The organism is Streptomyces sp. Ac-502, assembly GCF_045222935.1.
Lineage (GTDB): Bacteria > Actinomycetota > Actinomycetes > Streptomycetales > Streptomycetaceae > Streptomyces > Streptomyces monomycini.
The window spans coordinates 960,751-986,068 of record NZ_JBHFFO010000001.1; the positions used below are offsets into that span (position 1 = coordinate 960,751).

21 protein-coding genes and 2 pseudogenes are annotated in these 25,318 nt (G+C 72.7%); 12 read left to right on the forward strand and 11 right to left on the reverse strand.

What is annotated here, in order from left to right; genetic code table 11:
* Positions 1 to 70 precede the first annotated feature (70 nt).
* Positions 71 to 1,153 (forward strand): annotated as a pseudogene (locus ACEXOX_RS04140) (NAD(P)-binding domain-containing protein); the annotation flags it as partial.
* Positions 1,154 to 1,180: 27 nt separating this feature from the next.
* Here the strand turns inward: ACEXOX_RS04140 and ACEXOX_RS04145 are convergent.
* A complete protein-coding gene (locus ACEXOX_RS04145) occupies positions 1,181 to 1,570 on the reverse strand; it encodes a hypothetical protein (RefSeq protein ID WP_406526221.1) in 390 nt (129 codons plus the stop codon).
* A 140-nt stretch (positions 1,571 to 1,710) separates the two neighbouring features.
* Here ACEXOX_RS04145 and ACEXOX_RS04150 point away from each other — a divergent pair, with 140 nt between their 5' ends.
* Positions 1,711 to 2,676, forward strand: coding sequence for a sigma-70 family RNA polymerase sigma factor (locus ACEXOX_RS04150; RefSeq protein ID WP_406519139.1), 966 nt, complete (start codon positions 1,711 to 1,713; stop codon positions 2,674 to 2,676).
* On the opposite strand, the gene ACEXOX_RS04155 is transcribed toward ACEXOX_RS04150, so the two are convergent.
* Complete coding sequence (locus tag ACEXOX_RS04155; RefSeq protein WP_406519140.1) at positions 2,671 to 3,807, reverse strand: FAD-dependent oxidoreductase; 1,137 nt, start codon at positions 3,805 to 3,807, stop codon at positions 2,671 to 2,673. The genes ACEXOX_RS04150 and ACEXOX_RS04155 overlap by 6 nt on opposite strands.
* Positions 3,808 to 4,237: 430 nt before the next feature.
* On the opposite strand from ACEXOX_RS04155, the gene ACEXOX_RS04160 reads away from it, so the two are divergent.
* Complete coding sequence (locus tag ACEXOX_RS04160) at positions 4,238 to 7,450, forward strand: ATP-binding protein (RefSeq protein WP_406519141.1); 3,213 nt, start codon at positions 4,238 to 4,240, stop codon at positions 7,448 to 7,450.
* A gap of 66 nt (positions 7,451 to 7,516) precedes the next feature.
* Here the strand turns inward: ACEXOX_RS04160 and ACEXOX_RS04165 are convergent, their stop codons facing one another.
* The 4 genes from ACEXOX_RS04165 to ACEXOX_RS04180 form a co-directional block, all read right to left on the reverse strand.
* The gene (locus tag ACEXOX_RS04165) at positions 7,517 to 8,182 is read right to left on the reverse strand and encodes a hypothetical protein (protein WP_406519142.1); all 666 of its coding nucleotides are present in this window, start codon (positions 8,180 to 8,182) and stop codon (positions 7,517 to 7,519) included.
* Between the two features lie 433 nt (positions 8,183 to 8,615).
* Positions 8,616 to 9,158: a hypothetical protein gene (locus ACEXOX_RS04170; RefSeq protein ID WP_406519143.1), complete on the reverse strand. Its 543-nt coding sequence runs from the start codon at positions 9,156 to 9,158 to the stop codon at positions 8,616 to 8,618.
* 129 nt (positions 9,159 to 9,287) lie between these two features.
* Complete coding sequence (locus tag ACEXOX_RS04175; RefSeq protein ID WP_406519144.1) at positions 9,288 to 9,857, reverse strand: DinB family protein; 570 nt, start codon at positions 9,855 to 9,857, stop codon at positions 9,288 to 9,290.
* A 99-nt stretch (positions 9,858 to 9,956) separates the two neighbouring features.
* Positions 9,957 to 10,526 (reverse strand): GNAT family N-acetyltransferase, encoded by a 570-nt coding sequence (locus ACEXOX_RS04180; RefSeq protein WP_406519145.1) that lies wholly within the window; start codon positions 10,524 to 10,526, stop codon positions 9,957 to 9,959.
* Positions 10,527 to 10,641: 115 nt separating this feature from the next.
* Between ACEXOX_RS04180 and ACEXOX_RS04185 the strand changes: the two genes are divergently transcribed.
* Positions 10,642 to 10,842: a hypothetical protein gene (locus tag ACEXOX_RS04185; RefSeq protein ID WP_406519146.1), complete on the forward strand. Its 201-nt coding sequence runs from the start codon at positions 10,642 to 10,644 to the stop codon at positions 10,840 to 10,842.
* Between the two features lie 114 nt (positions 10,843 to 10,956).
* On the opposite strand, the gene ACEXOX_RS04190 is transcribed toward ACEXOX_RS04185, so the two are convergent.
* Positions 10,957 to 12,564: an amidase gene (locus tag ACEXOX_RS04190; protein WP_406519147.1), complete on the reverse strand. Its 1,608-nt coding sequence runs from the start codon at positions 12,562 to 12,564 to the stop codon at positions 10,957 to 10,959.
* Positions 12,565 to 12,828: 264 nt separating this feature from the next.
* Here ACEXOX_RS04190 and ACEXOX_RS04195 point away from each other — a divergent pair, with 264 nt between their 5' ends.
* Both ACEXOX_RS04195 and ACEXOX_RS04200 read left to right on the forward strand, forming a co-directional pair.
* Positions 12,829 to 14,058, forward strand: coding sequence for a serine hydrolase domain-containing protein (locus tag ACEXOX_RS04195; protein WP_406519148.1), 1,230 nt, complete (start codon positions 12,829 to 12,831; stop codon positions 14,056 to 14,058).
* A 14-nt stretch (positions 14,059 to 14,072) separates the two neighbouring features.
* Positions 14,073 to 15,784 (forward strand): annotated as a pseudogene (locus ACEXOX_RS04200) (alpha/beta hydrolase).
* 17 nt (positions 15,785 to 15,801) lie between these two features.
* Here ACEXOX_RS04200 and ACEXOX_RS04205 read toward each other — a convergent pair.
* The gene (locus tag ACEXOX_RS04205) at positions 15,802 to 16,305 is read right to left on the reverse strand and encodes a LysE family transporter (RefSeq protein ID WP_406519149.1); all 504 of its coding nucleotides are present in this window, start codon (positions 16,303 to 16,305) and stop codon (positions 15,802 to 15,804) included.
* A gap of 144 nt (positions 16,306 to 16,449) precedes the next feature.
* Between ACEXOX_RS04205 and ACEXOX_RS04210 the strand changes: the two genes are divergently transcribed.
* Both ACEXOX_RS04210 and ACEXOX_RS04215 read left to right on the forward strand, forming a co-directional pair.
* A complete protein-coding gene (locus tag ACEXOX_RS04210) occupies positions 16,450 to 16,848 on the forward strand; it encodes a hypothetical protein (RefSeq protein ID WP_406519150.1) in 399 nt (132 codons plus the stop codon).
* A 223-nt stretch (positions 16,849 to 17,071) separates the two neighbouring features.
* Positions 17,072 to 17,635 carry a GNAT family N-acetyltransferase gene (locus ACEXOX_RS04215; protein WP_406519151.1) on the forward strand — a complete coding sequence of 188 codons (564 nt, stop codon included), beginning with the start codon at positions 17,072 to 17,074 and terminating at the stop codon, positions 17,633 to 17,635.
* 57 nt (positions 17,636 to 17,692) lie between these two features.
* Here the strand turns inward: ACEXOX_RS04215 and ACEXOX_RS04220 are convergent, their stop codons facing one another.
* Together ACEXOX_RS04220 and ACEXOX_RS04225 are read right to left on the reverse strand one after the other, a co-directional pair.
* Positions 17,693 to 18,730, reverse strand: a complete 1,038-nt coding sequence (locus ACEXOX_RS04220; protein WP_406519152.1) for a D-alanine--D-alanine ligase — start codon at positions 18,728 to 18,730, stop codon at positions 17,693 to 17,695.
* Between the two features lie 262 nt (positions 18,731 to 18,992).
* Positions 18,993 to 19,676, reverse strand: a complete 684-nt coding sequence (locus ACEXOX_RS04225; RefSeq protein WP_406519153.1) for a hypothetical protein — start codon at positions 19,674 to 19,676, stop codon at positions 18,993 to 18,995.
* A 337-nt stretch (positions 19,677 to 20,013) separates the two neighbouring features.
* On the opposite strand from ACEXOX_RS04225, the gene ACEXOX_RS04230 reads away from it, so the two are divergent.
* The 4 genes from ACEXOX_RS04230 (at position 20,014) to ACEXOX_RS04245 (ending at position 23,968) form a co-directional block, all read left to right on the forward strand.
* Positions 20,014 to 20,739: a DUF4142 domain-containing protein gene (locus ACEXOX_RS04230; protein ID WP_406519154.1), complete on the forward strand. Its 726-nt coding sequence runs from the start codon at positions 20,014 to 20,016 to the stop codon at positions 20,737 to 20,739.
* 4 nt (positions 20,740 to 20,743) lie between these two features.
* On the forward strand, positions 20,744 to 22,186 hold the full coding sequence (locus tag ACEXOX_RS04235) for a DUF1996 domain-containing protein (protein WP_406519155.1): 1,443 nt from the start codon (positions 20,744 to 20,746) through the stop codon (positions 22,184 to 22,186).
* A gap of 17 nt (positions 22,187 to 22,203) precedes the next feature.
* Positions 22,204 to 22,668, forward strand: coding sequence for a hypothetical protein (locus ACEXOX_RS04240; RefSeq protein ID WP_406519156.1), 465 nt, complete (start codon positions 22,204 to 22,206; stop codon positions 22,666 to 22,668).
* A 256-nt stretch (positions 22,669 to 22,924) separates the two neighbouring features.
* Complete coding sequence (locus ACEXOX_RS04245) at positions 22,925 to 23,968, forward strand: methyltransferase (RefSeq protein ID WP_406519157.1); 1,044 nt, start codon at positions 22,925 to 22,927, stop codon at positions 23,966 to 23,968.
* 91 nt (positions 23,969 to 24,059) lie between these two features.
* Here ACEXOX_RS04245 and ACEXOX_RS04250 read toward each other — a convergent pair whose 3' ends face one another.
* Complete coding sequence (locus tag ACEXOX_RS04250) at positions 24,060 to 25,310, reverse strand: MFS transporter (RefSeq protein ID WP_406519158.1); 1,251 nt, start codon at positions 25,308 to 25,310, stop codon at positions 24,060 to 24,062.
* Positions 25,311 to 25,318: the final 8 nt, after the last annotated feature.

The window sequence follows — 25,318 nt, forward strand, 5'->3', positions numbered from 1 at the left end:
GCGGGGACTGAAGGCGTGAGGCTCTGCGGGCCCGCGGAAGATTTTCACCCCCACCCTGGTTGGTAGAAACATGAACAACATCGGGGTGCGGGAGACCGAGGTCGTCGTGGCCGGAGCCGGCCAGGCCGGCCTGGCCGCCGCCTTCCACCTGCGGCGGGTGGGGTACGAGCCGGACCGGGACTTCGTCGTGCTGGACCACGCGCCGCGGCCGGGCGGCGCGTGGCAGTTCCGCTGGCCCACCCTGACGTACGGGAAGGTCCACGGGATGCACGCGCTGCCCGGTATGGAGCTGACCGGCGCCGACCCGGACCGGCCGTCCTCCGAGGTGATCGGCGCGTACTTCGACACGTACGAGCGGACCTTCGGGCTGCGGGTGCACCGGCCGGTGGACGTCCGGACCGTACGCGACGGCGCGGACGGCCGGCTCCTGCTGGAGACCTCGGAAGGGACGTACGCCACCCGGGCCCTGGTCAACGCGACCGGCACCTGGGACCGGCCCTTCTGGCCGCGCTTCCCCGGCCAGGACGTCTTCCGCGGCCGCCAACTGCACAGCTCCGCCTACCGCGGGCCGCAGGACTTCGCGGGGCGGCGCGTGATCGTCGTCGGCGGCGGCACCTCGGCCGTCCAGCAGCTGCTGGAGATCGCCGAGGTCGCCGCCGGGACCGCCTGGGTGACCCGCCGCCCACCGGTCTTCCGCGAGGGCCCGTTCGACGAACAGCAAGGCCGGGCGGCCGTCGCACGGGTCGAGGAACGGGTCCGGGAGGGCCTGCCGCCGCAGAGCGTGGTGTCGGTGACGGGGCTGCCGATGACCGAGGCCATGCAGCAGGCGCGCGAACGCGGGGTACTGGAGCGGCTGCCGCTGTTCGACCGCCTCACCGAGACCGGCGCGGTCTGGTCCGACGGCCACACCGTCGAGGCCGACACCGTCCTGTACGCCACCGGGTTCCGCGCCGCCATCGACCACCTGGCGCCTCTCGGACTTCGCGAGCCCGGCGGCGGCATCCGCCTGGACGGAACCCGCGCCGTCCGGGACCCCCGTGTCCACCTCGTCGGCTACGGCCCCTCCGCCAGCACCATCGGCGCCAACCGCGCCGGACGCGCGGCCGTGCGCGACATCCGACAGCTCCTGCGGACGGACGGCAGCGGTCAGGCGCGACGGCCCAGCTCCGGCAATCAGGCTTCAGCGCCGGGCCAGAGCCAGCACGCTCAGGCCGAACATCAGAACACCCAGCGGGAGATGGGCCGACGAGACGTGCGCGATGCCGAGCACCACCTGGGCCGAGGCGAGTACGAGAAAGCCTGACGCGTGCCAGATCGGCCGGGCCGGGCCGCCGCCCGGCTTCCACGCCAGTACCGCAGCGAGGACGTAAAGCATCGACGCCCCGTACATCACGCGGGCTCCGGCGCTGTGCAGCGTCGCTCCGAAGGGTGAGGTCAGCAGCAGTCCGGCGGTGACTGCCTGGAGGAAGACGGTCAGGGTCTGGAGGGCTATCGCGATCCGCAGGAAGGAGGGGTGGCGCGATGTGTTCACCGTCGTAGCTTCCGCTGCCGCCGTCTTCGTCTTCTTCATCGTCGACTGAGGGGTCATGTCACAGTCCTCTCTCCCGTCCGCGGGCAACAGGTCCCCGTCCACGGGCAGCAGGTCGATAAGGTCTCATCAGCTCGACGACGCGGGCCTGCGGAAGGTAAGGCGAGGGGGCGGCCGGGAGCATGGGAACTGTCGGGGCGGCCGGGGCCGGAGCGGGCGGGACGGTTGACGAACGACGTCAACTGATCAATGTTGCCTATCGGTTGCTGGGTTCGGTGACCGAGGCCGAGGACGCCGTACAGGACGCCTACGGACGCTGGTACGGGCTGCCGCGGAACCGGCGGGAGGAGATCCGGTCCCCCGGCGCCTGGCTGACGACGGTGACCAGCCGCATCTGCCTGGACCTGCTCGGCTCGGCGCGGGCCCGTCGTGAACGCCATGTCGGCGCCTGGCTGCCCGAGCCGCTGCCCGACCGCGCCGAGTGGGGTCAGGCGGAGGGTGTCGGCACCGGCGGCGCGGATCCCGCCGACCGGATCGTGCTGGACGAGTCGGTGGGCATGGTCTTTCTCGTCGCCCTGGAGGCGATGACGCCCGCCGAGCGGGTGGCGTTCGTCGTGCACGACGTCTTCCGGTATCCGTTCGCCGAGATCGCCGGCGTTCTCGGCCGGACTCCCGCGGCCTGCAAGCAGCTGGCGGCCTCCGCCCGGCGGCGGGTGGGCGACGCGCGCACCGCGTGGCCCTCGGCGACCGGCCGGGCGGACGTGCTGAGGCGGGTCAAGGAGGCGTGGGAGGCCAAGGACATCGCGGCGCTCGTCGGTCTTCTCGACCCGGCCGCCGTGCTGACCGCCGACGGCGGCGGTCTGGCCGGTGCCGTCCCGCGCCCGGTCGAGGGCGGGGCGCGCATCGCCCCGTACCTGGCCGCTGTCGCCGACCAGGCCCCCGGGCTCGAACTCCTGGAGCGGTCGGTCAACGGAGTGCCGGGCCTGGTGGCCCGGCGGGCCGGCGTCGTCGTGACCGTGGCCGCGTTCGACGTCTCCGGCGGGCGCGCCACCCGGATATGGGCGGTCCGCAACCCGGAGAAGCTACGGCCTTGGACCCGGGAGGGCGGGCCGTGGACGGCCGCGCCCCGTGCACCTGGTGGCTCATGAGCCCTGCTGCTCGTCTTCCAGGAACGCGGTGACGAGGCTGTGGGGCGCGTCGTCGCCGAAGAGGTATTCGTGGAGTCGGATGCCCTCGGCGGCGGCTTCGGCGGCGCGGGGGAACATGGCCTGCTCGTACGCAGTGAGGGCGGTCTCGATGGCGTCAGGGTGCGAGGCGAGGGCCGTGCCGAGTTCGGCGCCGTCGTACATGGCCAGGTTGGCGCCCTCGCCGTTCGGAGCCGAGAGGTGGGCGGCGTCGCCGAGCAGGGTCACTCCCGGGACCCGGTCCCACCGGTGGCCGATCGGCAGGGTGTGGACGGGGCGCAGGGTCGGCGCGGTGTCGCCGTCGGTGATCAGCGCGGTGAGTTCCGGGGCCCAGCCGGCGAATTCCTGCGCGATCCGCGCGGCGGCCGCGGCGGGATCGGTGAAATCGACGGCGTCGAACCAGTCCAGCGGCTCGGTGAGCACCACATAGGTGTGCAGGGTGTCGCCCCGCTCCCGGTGAGCCTGGATGCCCTTGCCCGGCGCGAGCACGAACAGCGACCCGCCGCCGACCGCCTTCGCGGTGGCCGGGTGCCGGCTGTCGCTGTCGAACAGACAGGTCTCGACGAAAGCCCTGCCGGTGTACTCGGGGGTGGCGTCGGAGAGCAGCGGCCGGACGCGTGACCAGGCGCCGTCCGCGCCGACCAGCAGGCTCGTGGTGACGGTGGTGCCGTCGGCGAAGGTCACCTCGTGGCGGCCCGCACCGAGTGCGCGGGCGCCGCTGACCTTGTGGCCCCAACGGACCGTGCCGGCCGGCAGCGAGTCGAGCAGGATCTGGCGCAACTCACCGCGCTGCACCTCGGGGCGCCCGCCCGTACCGTCGTCGGCCCTGTCGAACAGGGCGCTGCCGTCCCGGTCGAGGATCCGTATCGCCTGGCGGCCTTCCAGGACGAGTTCGCGGAACTCGTCGATCAGGCCCGCGGCCCGGAGGGCCGGTTGTCCGTTGTAGTCGTGGATGTCGAGCATGCCGCCCTGCGCGCGGGCCGTCGGGGAAGGCTCCGCCTCGTAGACCGTGGCCGGGATGCCGTGGACGTGCAGGACGCGGGCCAGGGTGAGGCCGCCGAGGCCGGCGCCGATGATCGTGACGTGCGTGGTCATGGTGCGTGTTCCTTGTGTGTCGCGTGGCTGCCGGACGGGCGTCCGGCGGGATCTCTGGAAGGGTGCCGGGCCCCGCTGACAGGGCGGTGACATCGGGCCGACAGCCCTGACAGGTGACCGACAACGGGCAGCGCACCGCCCTCTCCGGAAGCACACCCGGAATCCCGTGCACTCGGGAAGGTGACGTCGGTCCGTAACGCCGCGCGCCTTCCCGGCCTGCGGCTATCAAGGCAGTGACGGCATGGCATGGCACGGCGTCCGGCTGTCCGGACGCGGGCGTACCGGGAGCCGGGCAGCCCGGGAGCCGGGAGCCGGTAAGCCCGGGAGCCCGCTGGCCCAAAAACCCGGGTCCGCAGGCCCGCAGACCACGAGCTACGAGCTACGAACCGCCGTCCACAATCCGCGAACCCGCGCCCGGAAGGACGGCCCCATGGAAACCGCGCTGATCGGTCGGGAACACAGCGTGCGGATGCTGCGATCCCGTCTGGAGCGGGCGCGGGCCAGTCACGGCGGGCTGGTACTGGTCACGGGTGAGGCAGGCATCGGCAAGACGGCCTTGGTGCGCAGCGCGGTGGGCGAGGCGCGGGAGCACGGCGACATGCTGGTGGTGCACGGGGCCTGCTGGGACTTCGACGGCACACCCGGTTTCTGGCCGTGGACGCAGGCGGTGCGGAGCTTGCGGCGGAGCGCGGCCGCCGAGGAGTGGGAGACCGCGGCGACGGCCGCCGGAGGAGCGCTCTCCGTGCTGCTGGGCGAAGAGGCGGGTGCCGGGGACGCGGTGCGCTTCGAGCTGTTCGACGCGGTGACCACCCTGCTGACCGTCATCTCGCGGATTCGCCCGGTGACCGTGGTGCTGGAGGATCTGCACTGGGCGGACACCGCGTCGCTGCGCCTGCTGGAGTTCACGGCACAGCACGCCTGGTTCGAGCGGCTGCTCGTGATCGGCACGTACCGCGACGTGGAGGTGCAGCGGCCCGATCACCCGCTGCGGCCGCTGCTGCCCCGGCTGGCGGCGAAAGCCACCACCGTCGCGTTGGCGGGCCTGGCCCCGTCGCAGGTCGAGGAGCTGGTGGCGCGTACGGCCGGCAGTCGGCCCGACGCGGCCACGGCCGCCGAGGTGTGCGCACGCACCGGCGGCAACCCGTACTTCGTGGAGGAGACGGCCCGACTGTGGTCCGCCGGCCAGTCCGTGGCCGCCGTCGCCCCCGGGGTCCGCGCCGTGGTGCACCGGCGGCTGTCGCTGCTCGGCGGGCCCACCGTACGGCTGCTCGGTGCCGCCGCCGTGCTGGGCCGCCGCTTCGAGCCGGGAACGCTGGCCCGTACGGCCGGGACGCCGGAGCCGGACGCCGCCGTACTCCTCGGGGAGACGGTCGCGGCCGGGCTGTTGGAGCCGGCGGCGGCCGATACGTACGTCTTCACCCACGACCTGGTACGGGAGGCCCTGTACGACGGGCTGGCGGAGGACCGGCGCCGCCACCTGCACGCCGCCGCCGTACGCGCGCTGCGGTGCACGGCCGGCGCCGGGGACCGGGCGCGGCCGACCGATCTGGCCCGACATGCCTACTTCGCCGGCCCGGACCTCGACGCCGGCGAGGCGGTCGACATCCTGGCGGCCGCGGCCCGGCACGCGGTGTGCAGGCTGGCCAGCGAAGAGGCGGTGGGGCACTACCGGCGCGCGCTGGAACGGCTCGGGACCGGCGATCCACGCCGCCACGTGCTGCTCGCCCTCGACCTCGGCGCCGAACTCCAACTCCTCGGCGAGCACGAGCGTTCCTGGCTGGTGTACGAGGACGCCGCGACGCTGGCGTCCGGCACGGGCGACGCCGCGCTCGTGGGCCGCGTGGCGCTCACGCTGCACAACGCGGACGGCCGGGGCGACGGGACCGGGCTCAAGTCCCGGATGCTGCGGGAGGCACGCCGCGTACTGGTTACCGGTGCTCGTCCTGAGGGCGGCGGGGTCGGTGCTCGTCCTGAAGGCAACGGAGTCGGAGCCCCCGGTGCTCCCGGCGGTGCCGGGCCCGTGGAGGAGGTGGCCTGCCGTGTCGTGGCGGCCGCCCGCGCCGCCGGGGACGACGATGCCCTGCACCTGGGGCTGTGGGCGCGCCTGCACGCGGTGTGGGAGCCGCGCACGGCGGCACAGCGGGTCGCCGTCGCCGGAGAGTTGATGGAGGTGTCCCGCCGCCGGGCCGATGCCTGGATGGAGCACCTGGCGGCCTCCATGCGCTGGGTCGCCCTGCTCGAACTGGACGACCCCGCGTTCCTCCGGCAGTTCTACGCCATGGTGGCCGGCGAGGACGCCTGCGGACTGCCCCGGACCAGCATGATCTCGGTCATCGACCGCAGCGTCGTCTACGCGTTCATGGGGCCCTTCCCCGAGGCCGACGACCTGCTCGCCCGGACCCTGTCCCTCAGCGGCACCCACGTCAACTACTACCAGTACTTCATCGGCCACCACCGCTGGGCGCTCTCCCTCCTCCAGGGCACCTTCCCGGAAGCGGAACGGGCCCACCACGCGACACCGGGACATGACCCTCTGTACACCCACCTGTTGGCGGGCATCACCGCACTGGAGCGGGGCAACGCCTCGGCCGGAGCGGTGCCCTGGCCCGGGGACGGTCCGCCCGGCGACAGCGTGCTGGAGCGCGGTATCGCCCCGCTGCGGGTCCGGTTGCTGGCGCAGAGCGCGGCCGCGTCCCAGGACCCGGCGCGCTGCCGACAGGCGCACGCCGCGTTGGAGCCGTACCGGGGGCAGTGGCTGGTCTCCCTGTTCGGCTGGGACATCAGCGGCCCGGCAGCACTGTGGTCGGGCCTGCTGCACGCTGCGGAGGAGCGATGGGAAGCAGCGGTACGGGACCTCAGCGCTGCCCGGCAGTCCGCCGACCGGCTCCATGGCCGCCCCTGGTTGGTACGCGCCCGTATGGAACTGGCCCGCGCCCTGCTCGCCCGCGCGGGCCCCGACGACGAGGACCGGGCCACCGCGCTGCTCCGCGACGCCGAGTCCGAGGCTCGCGAACTGGGCATGCCGCACATCGCCGACCGCTCCCGCAGTCTCCGCCCCTCGCCCACACCCACTCCGTCCACACAGTCCACTTCACCAGCACGGGAGTTCGCACGTATCGGAGCTGTATGGCGTCTCCGCTACGCAGGCCGCACCGCCCACGTACCCGACGCCAAAGGACTGGCGGACCTGCACACGCTGCTCGGCCGTCCAGGCCAGGACGTCCCGGCCATGCGCCTGCTGTACCCGGACAGTGCGCCCGTGGCCGCGGCCGCGGGCGCCCTCGGAAGCGATGCGGTCCTGGACGACGAGGCGAAGACCCGCTACCGGCGTCGCCTGGAAGTTCTGGACGACGAGATCGACAGGGCAGCTGCCCGCGGCGACGACCGCACGGCCGCGGCATACGACCGCGAGCGGGAAGCCCTCCTCGCCGAACTCCGAAACGCCGCCGGGCTCGCCGGACGCCCCCGCCGCCTGGGCGACGAGACCGACCGCGCCCGCAAGAACGTGACCGCCCGTATCCGCGACAGCCTGCGCCGCCTGGCGGCGCACCACCCCGAACTCGCAGCCCACCTCCAGGCGTCCGTGTCGACCGGCGCGATGTGCCGCTACGCGCCGGCCGAGGAAGCCCGCTGGCACTTGTGAAGCCGCCGTACGGCCGCCCCGCACCCCCGTGTGCGCGGGACGGCCGTACGGCGGAGTCGGCGACGTCTATCCGGACGTCAGGGTGGGGAGGGGAGCGGTACCGGAGGCGCCGCCGGTTTCGGTCTCGGCGTGGGTCTCCCTCTCGGCTCCGGATCCGGCCCCGGCCCCGGCCTCCGGTGGGTCGTCGGACAGGTCGCCTCCCATGTCGACCCAGGTGTCGTTCCAGGCATGGCCCTGTTCCGGCCCCCGCTGCCACGTGTGCGTGACACGGCCGTCCGGCCCCCGCCCGAAGACGGAGAGAGAACCGTGCGGGTCGAGCACGACGGCCGGATCGTTCACGAGGTGCCCGTGCAAGGGAGCCCAGCCAGACCACGGACCTCCGACACCGGTCTGCCAGCGGTGCTGCAACCCATCGTCGGCACCCCGCGCGAACAGCACCATCCCGCCATCGCGCCCCACCAGAACCGTAGGACGCCCGCGCACCGACCCCTCCATGTCCACCCACCCATCGTTCCACGTATGACCATGCTCCGGGCCACGCTGCCAGGTATGGGTGACGCGCCCACCGGGATCGCGGGCGAACACCGACAGCGCACCATGCGGACTCAGAACCACCGCCGGGTCACTCGCCAGACGCCCCTGCAACGGTGTCCACGCCGACCACGGTCCCCCAACACCCGTCTGCCAGCGGTGCTGCAACCCGTCGTCGGCGCCCCGCGCGAACAGCACCATCCCACCGTCACGTCCCACCAGAACAACAGGCCGCCCACGGACGGAACCCTCCATGTCCACCCAGGTGTCATTCCAGGCGAACCCCTGCTCCGGCCCCCGCTGCCACGTGTGCGTCACCCGGCCCCCGCATCGCGGGCGAACACCGACAACGCGCCATTCGGACTCAGAACCACCGCCGGATCACTTGCCGGACGCCCGCCCAACGCCACCCAGTCAGGCGCCCACTCCCCCGCCTCCGACTGCCAGGTGTGCCACAGCGCGCCGTCCTCCCCCCGCACGAAGACGACCAACTTGCCGTAACGCCCCACCAGAGCCCACGGCCGGCCCACCGCCCGGCTCCCCGGACGCCCCAGCCCGGTCCATCCCGACCACGCGCCCCCAGGAGCGGTCTGCCACCGATGGGTGACCCCGCCCGACGCCTCCACCCCGAAGATCACCATGCCCGAACCCGTGTCCACCACCGACGGAATTCCCACGCTCGCCCGGACGGCCGCCCGGGGGCCGCGCCCGTCCACCAGGTCGTCTCCTTGCGGGCGCCGGGCCAGGAGAAGCTGAAGTGGATGTGGTTGGTGTGGGGGTTGCTGCCCCGGTACGGCTGCCAGCCGGCGTCGGGGCGGTTCGCCATCCAGATGCGGCGGTTCCAGATCATGTACATGATGCCGAAGCGGCGGGCCAGCGCGTGGGGGTTGCCGTGCCGGTCGGTGGCGTGCAACCAGGTGATCAAGTCGTCGGCGAGGTGGGCCTGGCCGTTGACCTCGACGCCCCAGTCCCAGGCCCGGCCTTCCTTGTGCTCGCTCTGTCCGCCGCTGCCGCAGGACCGGCTGATGCCCAGGTCCCTGGTGCCCGCGTAGGCGGCGAGGACCAGGTCGCGAAAGCCGATGACGCCGGGTTTGGCCGTGGGGTCGCAGTCGCGCTGCGGATCGTACGGTGCGTACGGGTCGATGCGGGGGCCGAAGTCGGGTGCGGTCGGTGCCATGGGGGCTCCCCGGGTCCGGCCGCCTCCCGGTGAGGCGGCTCTGCCCTGGGGGCGCGTGACGGGAACCGGCGGATGCCAGAAGCGATCACGCAGCTCGGGGAGGAACGGCGTTCCGGCGGGACGCGGGCGCTACTGGCCCACCCTTCCGTCGATGCGCTCGCGCAACAGGTCGGCGTGGCCGCAGTGGCGGGCGTACTCCTCGATCCGGTGCACCAGCAGTTCCCGGACGGAGACGCGCTCCCTGCCCAGGCGCTCGCCGAGATCCGGGTGGCCGGCCAGCGCGGCATCGGTCGCGGCCTGTTCGCGCTCCAGGTCGCGGTACGCGGTGTCGGCCTCGGACTGCTCGGCGACGGCCTGGTCGAAGTCCGCGTCCCGCGCGCTGTACAGCTTCGGCAGCGGGTCGCCGTCGCTGATCCAGTTGCGCCAGTCCCGTTCCGCCTCGGCGAGGTGCCGGACCAGGCCGAGCAGGGACATCGTCGACGGTGGTACCGACCGGCGTGCCAGTTGCTCCGCGTCCAGGCCCTCGCACTTCATGCGGAGGGTGAGGCGGTAGTTCGTCAGGAAGTCCAGCAATGTCGCCGACTCGCCCTCGGGTCCGTCGCCTTCGGAGTCGCGGGGGTCGTCGTCCGGGTCGGCCCACATGTCGGGGTAGGTGGTCGCCCGGCTCCAGCGTGCGGGGTGGTCACTCATGCGTGCCATGGTCGACCGCACGGGCCGGGCCCGCCAGTACTTGGTCGACCCGATGTCCGGTACGGACGCACCGGCCGTTGCTCGGTCGAGGGACCGTCGAGGAACCGCCTACAGAGGCAGGCTCATGAACAGCGCCGTCTCGCCCTCGGACGCGGTACCGCTGTACAGCGTCGTGTCCAGGCCACAGAAACCGAACCCCATCCGCTGGTAGGCGCGGACGGCCGGACCGTTGACGTTCGTGACTTCCAGCCACACGTGCCCGGCGCCGCACTCCCGGGCCCGTTCGACGGCGTATCGCATCAGCGTGCGGCCGATGCCCCGTCCCTGGTACGGCCCGGCCACCTCAATGTCGACGATGGTCAGCCGCCGGTTCCAGGGCTCGTACGCGGTGTCCACATAGCCGCACACGTGATCGCCGTCCAACGCGACGAACCGGCGCTCGTCGCCCGTGGCCTCGTCGCTCTCCGACTCGTCGTCAGGGAACACTTTGTGCACCGGCGGGTCCAGCGGCACTGGCCGAAGAGTGAACCCGTGCTCGGAGCGGACCACTTCGAAAACGGTGTCCGAGGTGAACTCGCCCTTGATGACGGCAGACCGGTCCCGCTCGCTCTCCGCCGCCCGGTAGGTGATGGCCTCCGCCGCCTCACCCCTTGCTGACCTGCTGTGTGTCGACGCCACGTGCCTACCGTACCGTTCCGGCACCGCCCGACGTCCAAAGGTGGCCTGCCCCGCTCTTCCGGCCACCGCCGGATGAGCGTTAGCTGCCCGTTAGGTCGACATCAGGCCAGGATTGATGCGCGCCGACAAGTACCGCGCGCATTACCGGGAGCAGCCCGGCTGGGAGGCGGCCGCGCGAGCGGCCGTACGTGCGGGGCGGCCGCTCGTCGCGGGTCTCGCCTTGTCCGTACGGCCGGAGGAGGCCGAACCGGCGCGCAGGCTGCTGCGGGCGATGGACGAGGTGCCGCCGTTCCCGGGGACCCGGGGTGCCTGGTGATCGGCCGTCTCGGCCCGGGTCCTCACCTCTTGGGCGCCTCGGTTCGCGACCGGGCGCGCCGTGGTGCTCAGTTCAGCGCGTACGGCTGCGTGGCCGGACGGCCGGACGCCGTTGTCAGCCGCCCTCGCCCAATGTCGGCAGGTAGCGCGGTGCCCGCCAGGCGTCCAGACGGTGCTCCATCGCCGCTCCCAGGGCCAGCAGCTCGGCGTCCTGGTGGTTTCCGGCCGTCAGGAGTACGCCGACGGGCAGTTCGCCCACGAATCCGGCGGGGACGGACAGCGACGGGTAGCCGGCCACGGCCGCGGGGGTGGACGACGGGATCACGTCGTTGTCGCCCCGTGCGCAGTCCGTCGTCCACGCGGGCGGGTTCGTCGGAGCGGCGATGGCGTCCAGGCGGTGGGCGGCCAGGGTCTCGTCGATGGACCGCTGGGAGAGGTCCTTCAACTCGGCGCGCATCGCCCGGTATCCCGGATCGGTGGTGGGCGGCGCGGCGAGCGCCTGCTCGAACAGTTCCTGACCGGCGAAGCAGGTGCGTTCGGCCGGGTGGGTACGGTTGAACTCGATCAGTTCGGCGAGGTCGCGCGGGCCCTTGCGGGTGGCGAGGTAGGCGTCGATGTCCCGGTGGAACTCGCTCAGCAGGGCGGGGAACTCCAGCTCGGCGAGGCGCTTCTGGTAGGGCGGCGTCACCTCGACCACCTGCGCCCCGGCCTTGCGCAGCCGTGCCGCCGTACGGGACATCACGGCGTCCACCTCGGCGCCGAGCGACGGCAGCCGCCACAGCCCGATCCGTTTGCCGCGCAGCGACCCGGGGTGCCGCTGTGCCGCCTCCGCGAGGGCGCGGGCGGCGTCCTGCCGGGGCCCGGTGGCGCCGCCGCTGAGCACCGAGAGGGTGAGCGCGGCGTCGGTGACGTTACGGGCCATGGGCCCCGCGGTGTCCTGCTCGGCGGAGATCGGTACGACGCCGGAGCCGCTGACCAGGCCGAGGCTGGGTTTGTGGCCGACCACTCCGGTCATCCCCGCCGGGCACACGATGGAGCCGTCCGTCTCGGTGCCGATCGCCACCTGCGCCAGCGAGGCGGCGAGGGCGGCGGCCGATCCGGAGGACGAGCCGCACGGGTTGCGGTCCAGTACGTACGGGTTGCGGGTCTGCCCGCCGACCGCCGACCAGCCGGACGTCGGCTTCGTCGCGCGGAAGTTCGCCCATTCCGACAGGTTCGTCTTGCCGAGGATCACCGCGCCCGCTTCCCGGAGCCGCGTCACGAGGGCGGCGTCGGTGTCCGGCGGGCTGCCGGCCAGGGCCAGCGATCCGGCCGTGGTGGGCATGTCGCGGGTGTCGATGTTGTCCTTGAGGAGGACGGGGATGCCGTCCAGCGGTCCCAGGGTGTCGCCGCGCCGGTGTCTGGCGTCGCTGGCGGCGGCCTGGCGCAGGGCGGTGGGGTCGGTGCGCAGGACCGCGTGGATCCTGGGGTCGACGGCCTTGATCCGGCACAGATAGGCCCTGGTCAGTGCCGAGGAGGTCAGCGAGCCGTCCGTCATCCGCGTCCGCAATTCCGGGATCGTCACGGTGTCGAGATCGATGCCCGGCAGCGCGGACGAACCGGCGGCCGGTGACGCACCGCCGGCGCCGGGCCCGGCGGCTTCGGCGCGAGGGACCGGTACGCCCGTGGCCAGGGAGCCGGTGACCAGGAAGGCGATCAGTGTGGCAATTCTCCGCTTCACCATGAGGGACAGCCGACTACACGGGGCGCTCGCGGCGCAAGGGTGTCGCTCCCCTTCCCCGGGCCGACCGCTTCGGGCCTGGGCAGGCGGGCAGAAGCAGCACAATTCCGCCGCGAACGCAGGGGGTTGGCCACCCTGGTGACGGCGGGATTTCCGCAGTGCGGACGGACGCCTGTGCCTCTAGCGTCTGTCGATGTGAGACACACACCGAACCTTGTGAAGAGATCATCCGCCGGTACGCGCCGACCGGGCCGGTGCGCGGCGGCGTTGGCGACGGCATCGGTCGTACTGGCCCTCGTGGCGCCCGCCGCGGAAGCGGCCGGGTCGGGCGCGGGCGCTCCGGGCACCGCCGGACGCTCGGCCGGAGCGGGGACGACCGGGCCCGCCGGACGCTCGGCCGGATCCGCCGACTGTGCGGCAGCGCGCGGCACGCTCGCCGCCTCCCTGGACACGCTCGTCACCCGGCACGGGATACCGGGCGTCGCGGCCGAGACGAGCGACCCGCGCTGCGGCCGGTGGGACGTCGCCCGTGGTGTCGCCGACCGGAAGACCGGGCGCCCGATGCGTGCCGAGGACCGGTTCAGGATCGGCAGCGTGACCAAGACGTTCACCGCGACGGTCGTCCTGCAGCTCGCCGCGGAGGGCCGGATCGCGCTGGACGCGCCGGTCGAGCGCTACCTCCCCGGCCTGGTCCGCGGCAACGGCTACGACGGCCGCACGATCACCGTACGGCAGTTGCTCCAGCACACCAGCGGCCTTCCCGACTACACCGCGGCCCTCGTCCAGCTGCCCGTGGAACAGTGGCGGTTCCGCCACGCCGAACCCCGCGAACTGATCGCCACCGCACTGAAAATGCCGCCTCCCGAGAAGAAGTGGCACTACGCGACCACCAACTACCTCCTCGCCGGCCTCATCGTCGAGAAGGTCACCGGGCACGGCGTCGAGGCGGAAGTGACCCGCCGGATCCTGCGGCCGCTCGGCCTGCGCGACACCTACTGGCCCGGTGACAGTCCGCGTATCCGCGGTTCGCACTCGCACAGTTACTTCTCCGCCACCGACGAGCCGGGCGCGCCGCTGTCCGACGGCACCGCGTGGAACATGACCTTCGGTGGCGCCGGTGGCGCGCTGGTCTCCACGCCCACCGACGTGAACCGGTTCTTCCGCGGCCTGTTCGGCGGGGAACTGCTGCCCGCGCGCTGGCTGGCCGAGATGAAGCGCACCGTGCCCGCCGACCCGGACCGGCTGTGGCCCGGCGCCCGGTACGGACTCGGGCTGATCGCCTCGCCGCTGGAGTGCGGCGGCTGGTGGTGGGGGCACGGCGGGACGGTGCCCGGCGGACACCGTGCGCTGGGCGCTGTCGGTCCCGGCGGCCGGGGCATCGCGCTCGCCCTGACCGCAATACCCGGCACCGAACAGGCCGAAGCGGACTACCGTGCCGCCGCCGAGACCGCCTTCTGCGCTCCCACTCGTCGTCAGCAGCCCAAGGAGACCTCATGACTGCCCCCGGCCCGATGTCCTCTCCCGGAGCGGTGCCTGCCTCGGACCTGGCGACCACCCCGGACCCGGTGACCGCCTCGGCCCCGGAGACCTCGGCCGGACAGGCGACTGCCGCCCGCCCGACCGTGCGCCGCTCCGCGGCGGCCGGCCTGGCCCTGGCAGCCTGCCTCACCGCATCCCCCGGCCTGGCCCATGCCGCCACACCCGCCTCAGCCCCCGCCGGGAACCACGACGCCACGGCCAGTGCAGCGGGTACGGCGGATGCCGCCGACCGCCGCACCGGTCCCGGGGCCGGGCTCGACCGCTACTACCACCAGCGTCTCGGCTGGGGCAGTTGCGCCAAGGGCCCCGACGACGCAATGGGCCGCGACCTGGACCGGGCCGGCGTGCAGTGCGCGGACGCGACCGTACCGCTCGACTACTCCGACCCCCAGGGCCGCACGATCACCATCGCCGTCTCCCGGCTCAAGGCGACCGACACCCACCACCGCATCGGTGCGATCCTGCTCAACAACGGCGGGCCCGGCGGGCCCGCCTCTCGTCCCCGCCGGACATCCGCAAAGCGATGAAGAAGGTCGGGCCGCGCTACGACATCATCGGCTTCGACCCGCGCTTCGTCGGCCGCAGCACCCCGCTGAACTGCGGCTGGCCCGTGGGCACCCACTTCCTCTCGGCCGGTCTGAGCCGCGCGAGCTTCGAGCGTCAGGTCGCCTTCCAGAAGAGCCTGGCCGACAAGTGCCGGGCCGCCGCGCCGACGGTTCTGCCCCACATCAGCACTCGCAACACGGCTCGCGACATGGACGTCGTCCGAGGCGCGCTCGGCGAACGGAAGATCTCCTACCTGGGGTACTCGTACGGAACCTACCTGGGCACCGTCTACACCCAGATGTTCCCGGGCCGCTTCGACCGGGTGGTGCTCGACGGGGCGCTCGCTCCCGACGACTACACTCCCCGACAACTGCAGTACGCCATCGAGGAGAACGACCAGGCCCTCGCTGCCTGGGCCGACTGGGCGGCCCGCCGCGACGCCACCTACCACCTCGGCCGCACGCGCGCCGAGGTGCTCGACACCATCGGCCGGATCCTCGAAGCGTCCGCGCGGCGTCCGCTGACGATCGGCACCGCGCCGGAACGCTACCGTATCGACGACACGCAGGTGCCGCTCCTGCTCTTCGCCGCGATAGCCGACGACACCGACCAGGCTCGGGCCGGGCTCGGCGAGCAGCTCTCCGTACTCGCCAAGGCCGTGGCCGGGCAACCGACCCGGCTGTCGCCGGAGTTCATCGGCGTACTGCGGTTCATCCAGACCGACGATCAGCCCGGCGGCGTACAGACCGCGATCCTCTGCGGGGACAAGGCCGCCCCGCGCGACCCCGAGGTCTACTGGCGGGACATCCAGCGCGGCCGTGCCAAGCATCCGCTGCTCGGCGCGATGGCCGACAACATCAGCCCGTGCGCCTTCTGGGACCGGCCGCGCGAAGAGCCCACCCAGGTACGACGCGACGCCCCGGTCCTGATCGTGGCCGCCACCGGCGACCCGCGGACCACGTACCGGAGCAGTGTGGCGCTGCACGGCCTGCTGCCGAGCTCCAAGCTCCTCACGCTCAAGGGCGCCGACCGCCACGCCCTGTACGGCAGGTACGGCAACGCCTGCGTGGACGCCAAGGTCAACCGGTACCTGGCCACCGGGAAACTGCCGGCGGCCGACGAGACCTGCGTCAAGTAGGCCGCCCAGCCCCTTCTTCAGGAGGCCATGGCCGTCCAGCCGAGACGGACAGCGAGCAGCAGTATCACGCTGTTGCCGAGGACTGCCATGGCCAGGCGGCCCCGGGCACCGGTGAGCAGACGGCCGAACAGGGCGCCGCCCGAGGCCAGCAGGAGCTGCCAGCTCGCCGAGGCGGCGAACTCGGCGGCCACGAAGACCGCGCTGACGGCGGTTGTGGGAGCAGCGGCCTGGTGAGCGCGCACAGCGGTCACCAGGCCGCGCAGGGCCAGGAGGACGAGTACGGCCGCGGCGGTGAGTCGCAGAGGACGGGTGACAGAGGCGATCACCGCCGCGAACGCCGCACCACCGACGACGGCGACGAGCGCGTACAGCCCGTCGGCCGTGGCGACACCGAGTGCGGCCGCCAGGCCGTGGCGCAACGAGACCTGCGCGGGGAGCGTGACGATGAGCACCGACACGGCGCCGACCGGCATGGCGATGCCGTAGCCGGCGAGCAGTCCGGTCAGAAGCGCTTCGGTCATCTCGGGCCGCCGGGGGCGGGGAGGGAGCGGGGGCAGGAGCGGGGGCGGGTACAGACCACCAGTACAGGCGCGGATACAGCACGCGAAGGCCAAGCCATTGTCGCCGCGGGACGGGCGCCCGTCGCGGTACGCGACAATACGGAAGTGAACTTTCGCTATTTCAATCAGACCGGCTGGACCGCCATCTTCAACGGCACGGATTCCAGGACCGGGCGCACGGTCAAGGTAGAGGCCTGGGACCCGGCGACCGGAGCGGCGCTCGTGGTCGACACCGAGCGCGGCGCCCTGCGCCCGGTCATGGATTACGAGGACTTCTCCCACCTCGAACAGGCCGACCAGGTGGTGGCCGCGGTGCCCGGTGACGGGTGGCGCGTGCACTGGACGGACCAGGGCCCTGGCGGAAGTCCGCTGACGGAACAGGTGCTGGCGTGGCTGATCACGTCGCAGGGGAAGGCGACCGCCATCACGGTCGACGCCCAGGGGTACGTCGAAGACGCCGACGGCGCCGACGCCTTCGTCCCGCCGGGCGAGCCGATCCCGTAACGGCGGCGTGCACCGGCCCAGTACGCCTACGGCCTCACGGACTCACGGAGGTCACGTTCTCAGGTACAACGCCCGCGCGGGCGCCCGCTTTCCGCGGCTGAACGGATGACGATCGCGAGGGTCATCGTGGTCAGTGCCGGAGCGGTACGTACGGGGAGGCGCCGAGCCGTCGCGTCGGTCCTCAGCCGTCCCGAACGCGAGTGCTAGTGCCTATGATCGGCCGGTGCACACCTCCGTCTTACTCACGGCCGCCGCGACGCCGGCCGCACCCGCGCTCACCCTGCGCCCCTGGAACGGCGGTGACGCTGCCGCACTGATCGAGGCGTACCGGGATCCGCAGCTGTACCGCTGGGAAAGCACTCCGCTGGAGAGCGAGGCCGACGGACTGCGCTGGATCGCGGTCCAGGAGGAGGACTGGGCCGCGGGCGACCGGCTCGCTTTCGCCGTGCTGGAAGCCGTCCCCGATGCGCCACCGCGGCTGGTGGGCAATGCGGTGCTCAAGGGCGCCGTGCCCGGCAAGCCCGTCGCCGAGGTCGGCTACTGGACCGCGGCGTGGGCCCGGGGGCGAGGTGTGGCTCCCCGGGCCCTTCAAGCCCTGACCACCTGGTCCTTCGACACGTTCCGGGCCGACGGTCTGGAATGCCTCGAACTCCTGCACCAGGCGGACAACCTGGCGTCCTGCCGTGTCGCGGAGAAGTGCGGCTACGGGTTCGACCGGATCCTGCCGGCGTCGCCGCCGCTCTACCCGCTCGACGGCCATCTGCATCTCCTGCGCGCGACCGCCTGATCCCACTGCGGCCCCTGCTACGGCCCCTCTACGGCACCGGCCCGGCGGGCTGCCCGCTCAGCGCGTCGCGAGGTCCACGATGCGCTGGACCAGGTCGGGGTAGGTCCAGCCGGCCCCGGCCGCCGCGAGCGGCACCAGGCTCGTCGCCGTCAGGCCCGGGAGCGCGTTCACTTCGAGGCACAACGGCTCGCCGGCCGCGTCGCAGCGGAAGTCGGTACGCGAGTACGTGCCGCTGCCGAACCCCAGGGCCCGGTGCGCCCGCAGGGCCTGCTCCTGGAGCCGGGACGCGAAGTCGTCCGGGACGCGCGCCGGGCAGACCTCGACGGCCGCCCCGGGCTGGTACTTGGCCGTGTAGTCGAACACCGGCGTCGTCAGCTCGATCTCGATCACCGGAAGCACCTGGTCACCGACCACCGCCACGGTGAACTCCCGCCCGGGCAGGAACGGTTCCACCATCAGTTCCACGTCCTCGGAGCGCAGCTCGGCGGCGATCTGCGCCAGTTGCGACAGCGAGTCGACGCGGTGGACGGACACACTCGAACCGTCCGCGACCGGCTTGGCCACCACCGGCCCGGCCGCCACCAGCCGCTCGACGGCCGGCGGCACGTCGGACGCCGCGGGCCGCCACAGTGCCCGCTCGGCCACCCGCAGCCCCGCCGCGCCCAGCACCGCCTGCGTCCGCCCCTTGTGCCACGCCGCCGCACAGGTCGCACTGTCCGCGCCGGTGAACGGTACGCCGGCCATCTCCAGCACGGCCTGTACGTGCCCGTCCTCGCCCCAACCGCCGTGCAGGGCCAGGAACACCAGGTCGGCGCCGCGCAGCAGTTCCAGGACCGGGCCGCCGGTCAGGGCGGCGTGCATGCGGGACCGCAGCCGGTGGCGCTCCGCGCGGGACGGCGGCTCCTTGCCGACCGCGACGCCCTCGACCGTGTCCCCGGGACCCAGTGGCCCGGCCAGGACCGGCGCCGCGGCGGCCGGGTCGACCAGCGTCACCTCGTGTCCCCGTGCCAGCAGGGCCCGGGCGGCCGACCAGCCCGAGGCCAGGGAGACGTCTCGCTCCGAACTCTCTCCACCACTCAAGATCACAACACGCATACGGGGATTCTGCCGCACCCGGGTGGCCGGGGCCCGTAGCTGCGCCGTGCCGCCGCCGGACGCGTCCCGAATCACGGCCGGGGCCGCACTGATCTTGTCACCGGGCTCCGGGCGCAGGGCGGCCGGGGCGGACCCTGTGTCGGGTGCGTGACGCGCGGGACGTAGGGCCCACCCCGGCCGCTATTCAGTGAGCGCGGCCGGTGCTCAACGGACGCAACCGGTGTTCAGCGCACGCAGCCCATGTTTCAGCACTCGCGACCGGTCACTGCTGCACATCGAGCGTCGTCCGGGCCGGGCGGAGGGTGTTGGCCGGGTGGGGCATGTGGACGTCGGCGGTGCCGGTGCCCTCGAAGAGCCGGTCACCCGCCTCGACCGGGGCGGTGCCGAAGGCGCTCTTGAAGGACGCGGCGCCCTGGCTGGTCAGGGTGAAGGTGATGCGTGCCGTGACCTTGCCGGAGGAGACCCGGACGTTCTTCCGGTCCAGGGTGAACGCCAGGAAGGCCGCCCGGGCGGGCCGGGCGCCCCGGACGTCCCCGGAGATCCGGCCGGTGGCGAAGTCCGCTTTCAGGTGGTTGACGCGCAGGTAGCGGCCGCCGCGGGTGAACTCGAAGCCTCCGTCGAAGCGCAGTTCGCCCTTGGAGAGGCTGCGGTCGAACGTCCCGCCGGTGATCGGTGCGCTGACGCACCGCTGCTCACGGGTGCCGGTCAGCCGGGCCGGGCGGACGGCGTTCATCCGTACATGGGCCTTGGCGAGGGCGCGGCCGGCTCCCGGTGCCAGGCAGAACTCCCCGCTGCCCTTGCCCACCCGGGTCAGGTCCCCCTGGGGTGCGGGCACCGGGCGCGGGCCCTCCGGGGTGGCGGCCGCCGAGAGGCCGCCGCCGAGTGGCGCGGTGAGGGCGAGCGCGGTCACACAGGCCGTGGTCAGCAGGCGGCGCGGTGCGGACATGGGGACGTCTCCTTCATGTACGGCTGCGGTCGGCCACGGCTGACCGGCAGCGTTGCTGTGTTTGCTGAAGGTATTGACGCTGTGCTGCCGTTGGTGACGCAGACGGCACCGAATCACCCGATTGCCCCGCATCGACCGGCGTGTCGCCCTGGGCTTCACCGGCTGTGAGGGCGTAAAGGGGTACGGGTCGGCATTCCCGCGCCGGTCGGCGCGGCCGGGCACTGTAGCAAGCGATGGGCGCCGTGGCGGTTCTTTGTCCGGTTGGCGCCAACACGGCGGTGGCGGCCCGGCTCCGCATTAGCGTCCTCTTTCCCGTCACCCGGAGAAGGAGGGCACCTTGCGAAGCGTCGGACGGCGGCGTTCGGTGACCGTCGGTGTGCGGTCGCGGTTCTCGGTGGGCACCGGGCTGGTCGTCGCCGGTCTTTCCCTGACGGCCGTGGCCATTCTGCTGCCGGTGCAGTTGTTCGCGAGCAGCGGCAGCGCCGCGGACAGTTCCGTTCCCGCCGCGCGGAACGACGGGCCCGGGGTGTGGAACACACCGTCGGGCCCTTTGACACCGCTCGACCGGGAATTCGTCACCAAGGTACGACAGGCCGGGCTGTGGGAACTTCCCGCCGGCCGGCAGGCGCTGCGACGCGGAAAGCGGCAGGCCGTGCAGCACGCCGGCCGGCATTTGGCGGAGGGGCACACCGATCTCAATCAGCGGGCCGCCGACGCGGCCCGGGCGCTGGCCGTCACGCTCCCCGGACAGCCGACTCCGGAGCAGCAGGGCTGGCTCACCCAGCTCGACACGGCCGAAGGCGACACGTACGAGCGGCTATTCGTGAATCTGGCGCGTCGCGCGCACGGAAAGGTGTTCTCCCTCGTCGCCCAAGTACGGGCGAACACCCGTAATGCGGTGATCCGGGACCTGGCCACACGTGCCAATACCGTCGTCCTCGATCACATCACGGCCCTGGAACAGACCGGACTGGTCGATTTCGGAGCACTCGACGGCGGGCGGCCTCCGGCGGGCCCGGCACGGCTACGGTGGCGCCGCCACCCGCGAAGTGAAGCGAAGTGATGTCATGAAACGGCAGCAGCGGATAACGGCGCGGGCGGTGCGTCCTCGGCGGAGGACGACACGTCCGCACAAGAGAGCACGTCTGTCGAAGCGGAGCGGAGCGCTGATCGTCACGGCGCTGGCGGCGTGCGGGGGTACGGCGGTGATCGCCGCCCAGGCGCTGGCCGGCACCGGAGCGGGTGGGCCGGGGGCAGGTGGGCCGGGAGCGGGCGGAGTGGGGGACGAGGCCACGGTGGCCGGACAAACGATCAGCTGCCCGGACGTGGGCCAGCGGCTGCGCAGCCTTCCGGCGCAGGCAGCCCCCGAGGTGAACCGGAAACTCGGGCAGTTGGAGAGCCAGGTCGCCAGGGCGTTCCAGCGCTGGTCGGCCGACCCCGGCGCGCGGGACCGGGTGCTGACCGAGCTGGAGCGGAACCGCGGCGCCACCATCGGACGCATCACGGAGGCTCTGCGCCGGGCCGGCGGGCAGCCCGGCGCGCTCGACCGGCTCAGCGCGTGCCGCACGACGGGGAGGACCGCCGCCGTACAGAGCGCTCCCCGGGGTGCGCGGGACGGAAACAGCGCGGACAACGGCCCGTTCCGCAGCGATTTCGTCGGCATCACCACCGTACGGCCGAACACCAGCGGCGGCGGATCACCGGGCGGGCGAGGCGGTTCCTTCCGGTCGGAATGCGGGCGCAACGAGAACGGTCACAACAACCCGGACAACCTGATCGTGGCGCCGGGGGTGAGCAACGGCGCTCACCACCTGCACGACTACGTCGGAAATCTGGCGACGGACGCGTTCTCCTCCGACAACGAACTGGCCGGGGCCGGCACGACGTGCGGCAACGGGGACAGGTCCGCCTATTACTGGCCGGTGCTGCGACTGCGGGACAACGGGCGGGAAAAGGACGCCGACGCGCCCGGCGGGGGCCAGGACGGCAATGTGGGCACGATCGTACGACCCGCCGAGGTCTCGCTGACCTTCGACGGGAGCGGGGCGGAAAAGGTCACCGCCATGCCGCCTTTCCTGCGCGATCTCACCGGTGACGCGAAAGCGCTGACCAACGGCCCGGCCAACGCCAACGCCTCGTGGAGCTGCACCGGTTTCGAGGACCGGCAGCTGAGGAACAAGTACCCGATCTGTCCGCGAGGCAGCAACGTCGTACGGTCACTGGTTTTTCCCAGCTGCTGGGACGGGCGCAATGTCGACAGCGCCAATCACCGTACGCACCTGGTCTTCCCGGGCCGGAACGGGCAGTGCCGTAACGGATTCCGGGCCGTTCCGCGATTGGTGCAGCGGCTGACCTATGCCATTCCGCCGAACACGCTGTACGCGGTGGACAGTTTCCCCGACCAGTTGCACAACCCGGTCACGGATCACGGCGACTTCATCAACCTGATGCCACAGCGGCTGATGCGTACGGCCGTGGACTGCATCAATTCCGGTCGCGACTGCCGCTGAAGAGAACGGATCTCCCCATGAGGTTACCGTCCGGGCCCGCCCTTCCCCTCCTGGCGGCGGGCGGCCTGGCCTGCGCGATCGTCGTGGCGGGCTACGCGAACGGCACCCCCGCCCCGGCTCCCCAGCCCACCCGGCACACCGTGCCCGCCGACCCCACCGCCCCCTCCCCCGGCCCGGCCGGCCCGCCCGCCTCCATGGCACGGATCGCCGCCGCTCTCGGCTGCCGTGCCGACATCATTCTCGACGCGCAGGAACTGCGGGAAGGCGGTTGCACCACCGGCGCCGGTGTCTTCCGTATCCTGACCTTCAGCGGCGACGCCAAGAAGCGCGCCTGGCTCACCGAGGCTCAGGCGTACGGGGGCACCTATCTCGTCGGCACCCGCTGGTCGGTCACCGGCCCTTCCCGTGACGCGCTGCTGCCGCTGCGGGACAGCCTGGGCGGCACCGTCGAGTCGGGCGCCGGGCACGGCCACTCCCCCTGACGCGCCGAGGCGCGGCCCGGCGCTCCCCAGCCGCCCCGCCCCGTACCCGAACGGTGCCGTCCCGCCCGCGCCAGGGCGGAACGGCACCGTTCGTTCCGCTTCCCGGGCACCGCCTTCGGTGCCCGTTTTCCGTGTGTGACAGCCTCCCGGCGGTGGAAGTGATCACGCACACGGACGTATGTTCGCGTCCGTGAACTTCCGTGCGCTCCCCCGCACGTCCCCGTACCAATCCCGTACCGATTGCTGGAGGCATCCCATGGCATCCCCGCACCCCGTCGCGCCGACTGCGTCCCCGCTGCCGCTGATGCAGTTAGCCACCGGGTTCTGGGCGTTCAAGACGCTGGCGACCGCCGACGAGCTGGGCCTGTTCGGGGTGCTCGACCGGCTGGGCGGCGGCACGGTCGAGGAGTGCGCCGAGGAGCTGGAGATCGGTGTACGGCCGGCGGGGATGCTGCTGACCGGCTGCGCGGCGCTGGACCTGCTGGAGCGCCGGGGGGACGGCCGCTTCGTCAACTCGGCGCTGACCGACGCCTATCTGGTGCCGGGCCGCCCGTACCACTTCAGCGGCTGGCTGCGGATGCTGGACCAGCGGCTGTATCCCGGCTGGGGCCGGCTCGGTGAGGCCGTGCGCACCAACCGGCCCACCACCTGGGACCCCGACAAGCAGCCGCATCTGTTCGCCACCGAGGACCCGGGCCTGCTGGCCGTCTTCTGGGAGGCGATGCACGCGCTGTCGTCGTGGACCGCGCAGCGGCTGGGCGCGGTGGTGGACCTGACCGCCGGAGCGCGGCTGCTGGACGTGGGCGGCGGCTCCGGCGCGTACGCCATCGAGCTGTGCCGGCGGCACCCGGGGCTGAAGGCGACGGTCTACGACCTGCCGAAGGTGTGCCCGGTCGCGGAACGCAACGTCGCCGACGCCGGACTGGACGACCGGATCGGCACCCACCCCGGCGACTTCCTCGCCGAGCCCGACCTGCCCGGCGGGCACGACATCATCGTGCTGTCGATGATCCTGCACGACTGGGACGAGGCCACCAACCGCATGCTGCTGGACAAGTGCTGTGCGGCGCTGCCGCCCGGCGGCACGCTGGTGATCAGCGAGCTGATGGTCGACGACGACCTGACCGGGCCCGCCCCGGCCGCCCTGATGAGCCTGAACATGCTGGTCGAGACGGAGGGCGGGCGTAACTACACGGCGGCGGAGTACAGCTCCTGGCTGGCCGACGCCGGGTTCTCGGAGGTCCGCAAGGTGCCGTTCGAGGCGCCCGGCGCCAACGCGGCGATCGTCGCCCGCAAGTGACGCTCCCGGTGTGACGTACCCGGCCCCCAGCGGTGTGCGGGCCGTTCGGGATGTGCGTGCGGACCGTGAACGGCCCGCACGCACATCCCTCTCAGGTGTCCAGCTTCTGCTTGGCGGTCTCCGGCAGGGTCAGGTACACGACGAAGGAGACCAGGCAGAGGGCGGACACGTACCAGGGGAAGAGGTCCGCGTTCCCGGCCTGCTTGAACCAGGTGCCCACGTACGGCGCGGTGCCGCCGAAGAGCGCCACGGTCAGCGAGTACGGGAAGCCGATGCCGGCGGCCCGTACCCGGGCCGGGAAGACCTCGGCGTTCACGGCGGCGGCGACCGCGGTGTACCCGGTCAGCAGCACCATGCCCGCGCACTGCACGAGCAGCAGCGACCAGAACGCGTCGGTCACCAGGTGCAGCAGCGGTACGGCGAGCACCGCGAAGCCCAGCGCGAAGCCGAGCAGCAGCGGCTTGCGGCCGATACGGTCCGACAGCAGGCCGCCGAGCGGCTGGAGCAGGGCGAAGAACAGCAGCGACAAGGTGCCGACGGTGAGCGCCTCGCTCTTGTCGAATCCGGCGTTCACCTGCGCGTACGTGGGCAGGTAGGTGGTCCAGGTGTAGTACGCGAGGGTGCCGCCCGCGGTGATGCCGCAGATCAGCAGGGACTGGCGCGGGTAGCGGCGCAGCGCCTCGAAGATGCCGGGGCGGGTGGCTGCCCGCTGCTCCTCGCTGCGCGTCTCGCGCGCCCCGCTGCGGATCCACAGACCGAGCAGGCTGAACACCGCGCCGATCAGGAACACCAGGCGCCAGCCCCACTGCCCCATCTGGCCGTCGGTCAGTACGCCCGCCAGCAGGGCGGCGGTGCCGGACGCCAGCAGCTGGCCCGCGGTGGTGGAGACGTACTGGAAGCTGGAGAACAGCCCGCGCCGGCCGGGCCCGGCCGACTCGACGAGGAAGGTCGTGGAGGCGGCGAACTCGCCGCCCACCGAGAGCCCCTGCACCAGCCGGGCGACGACCAGCACGATCGGCGCGAGCACGCCGGTGGCCGCGTAGGTGGGGGTGACGGCGACGAGCAGGCTGCCGCCGCCCATCAGCAGGATGGTCAGGGTCAGCGCGGCCCGGCGGCCGCGGCGGTCGGCGACCGCGCCCATCAGCAGCCCGCCGACCGGCCGCATGAAGAAGCCCACCGCGAACACCGCGAAGGTGGACAGCAGCGGCACCAGGGAGTTGCCGGTGCCCTGGGGAAAGACCCGGTCGGCGATGTAGACGGCCAGGAAGGAGTACGCGTACCAGTCGTACCATTCCACGGCGTTGCCGACCGACGCCGCGGCCAGCTGCCGCAGCTGCGACACCTGCCGCG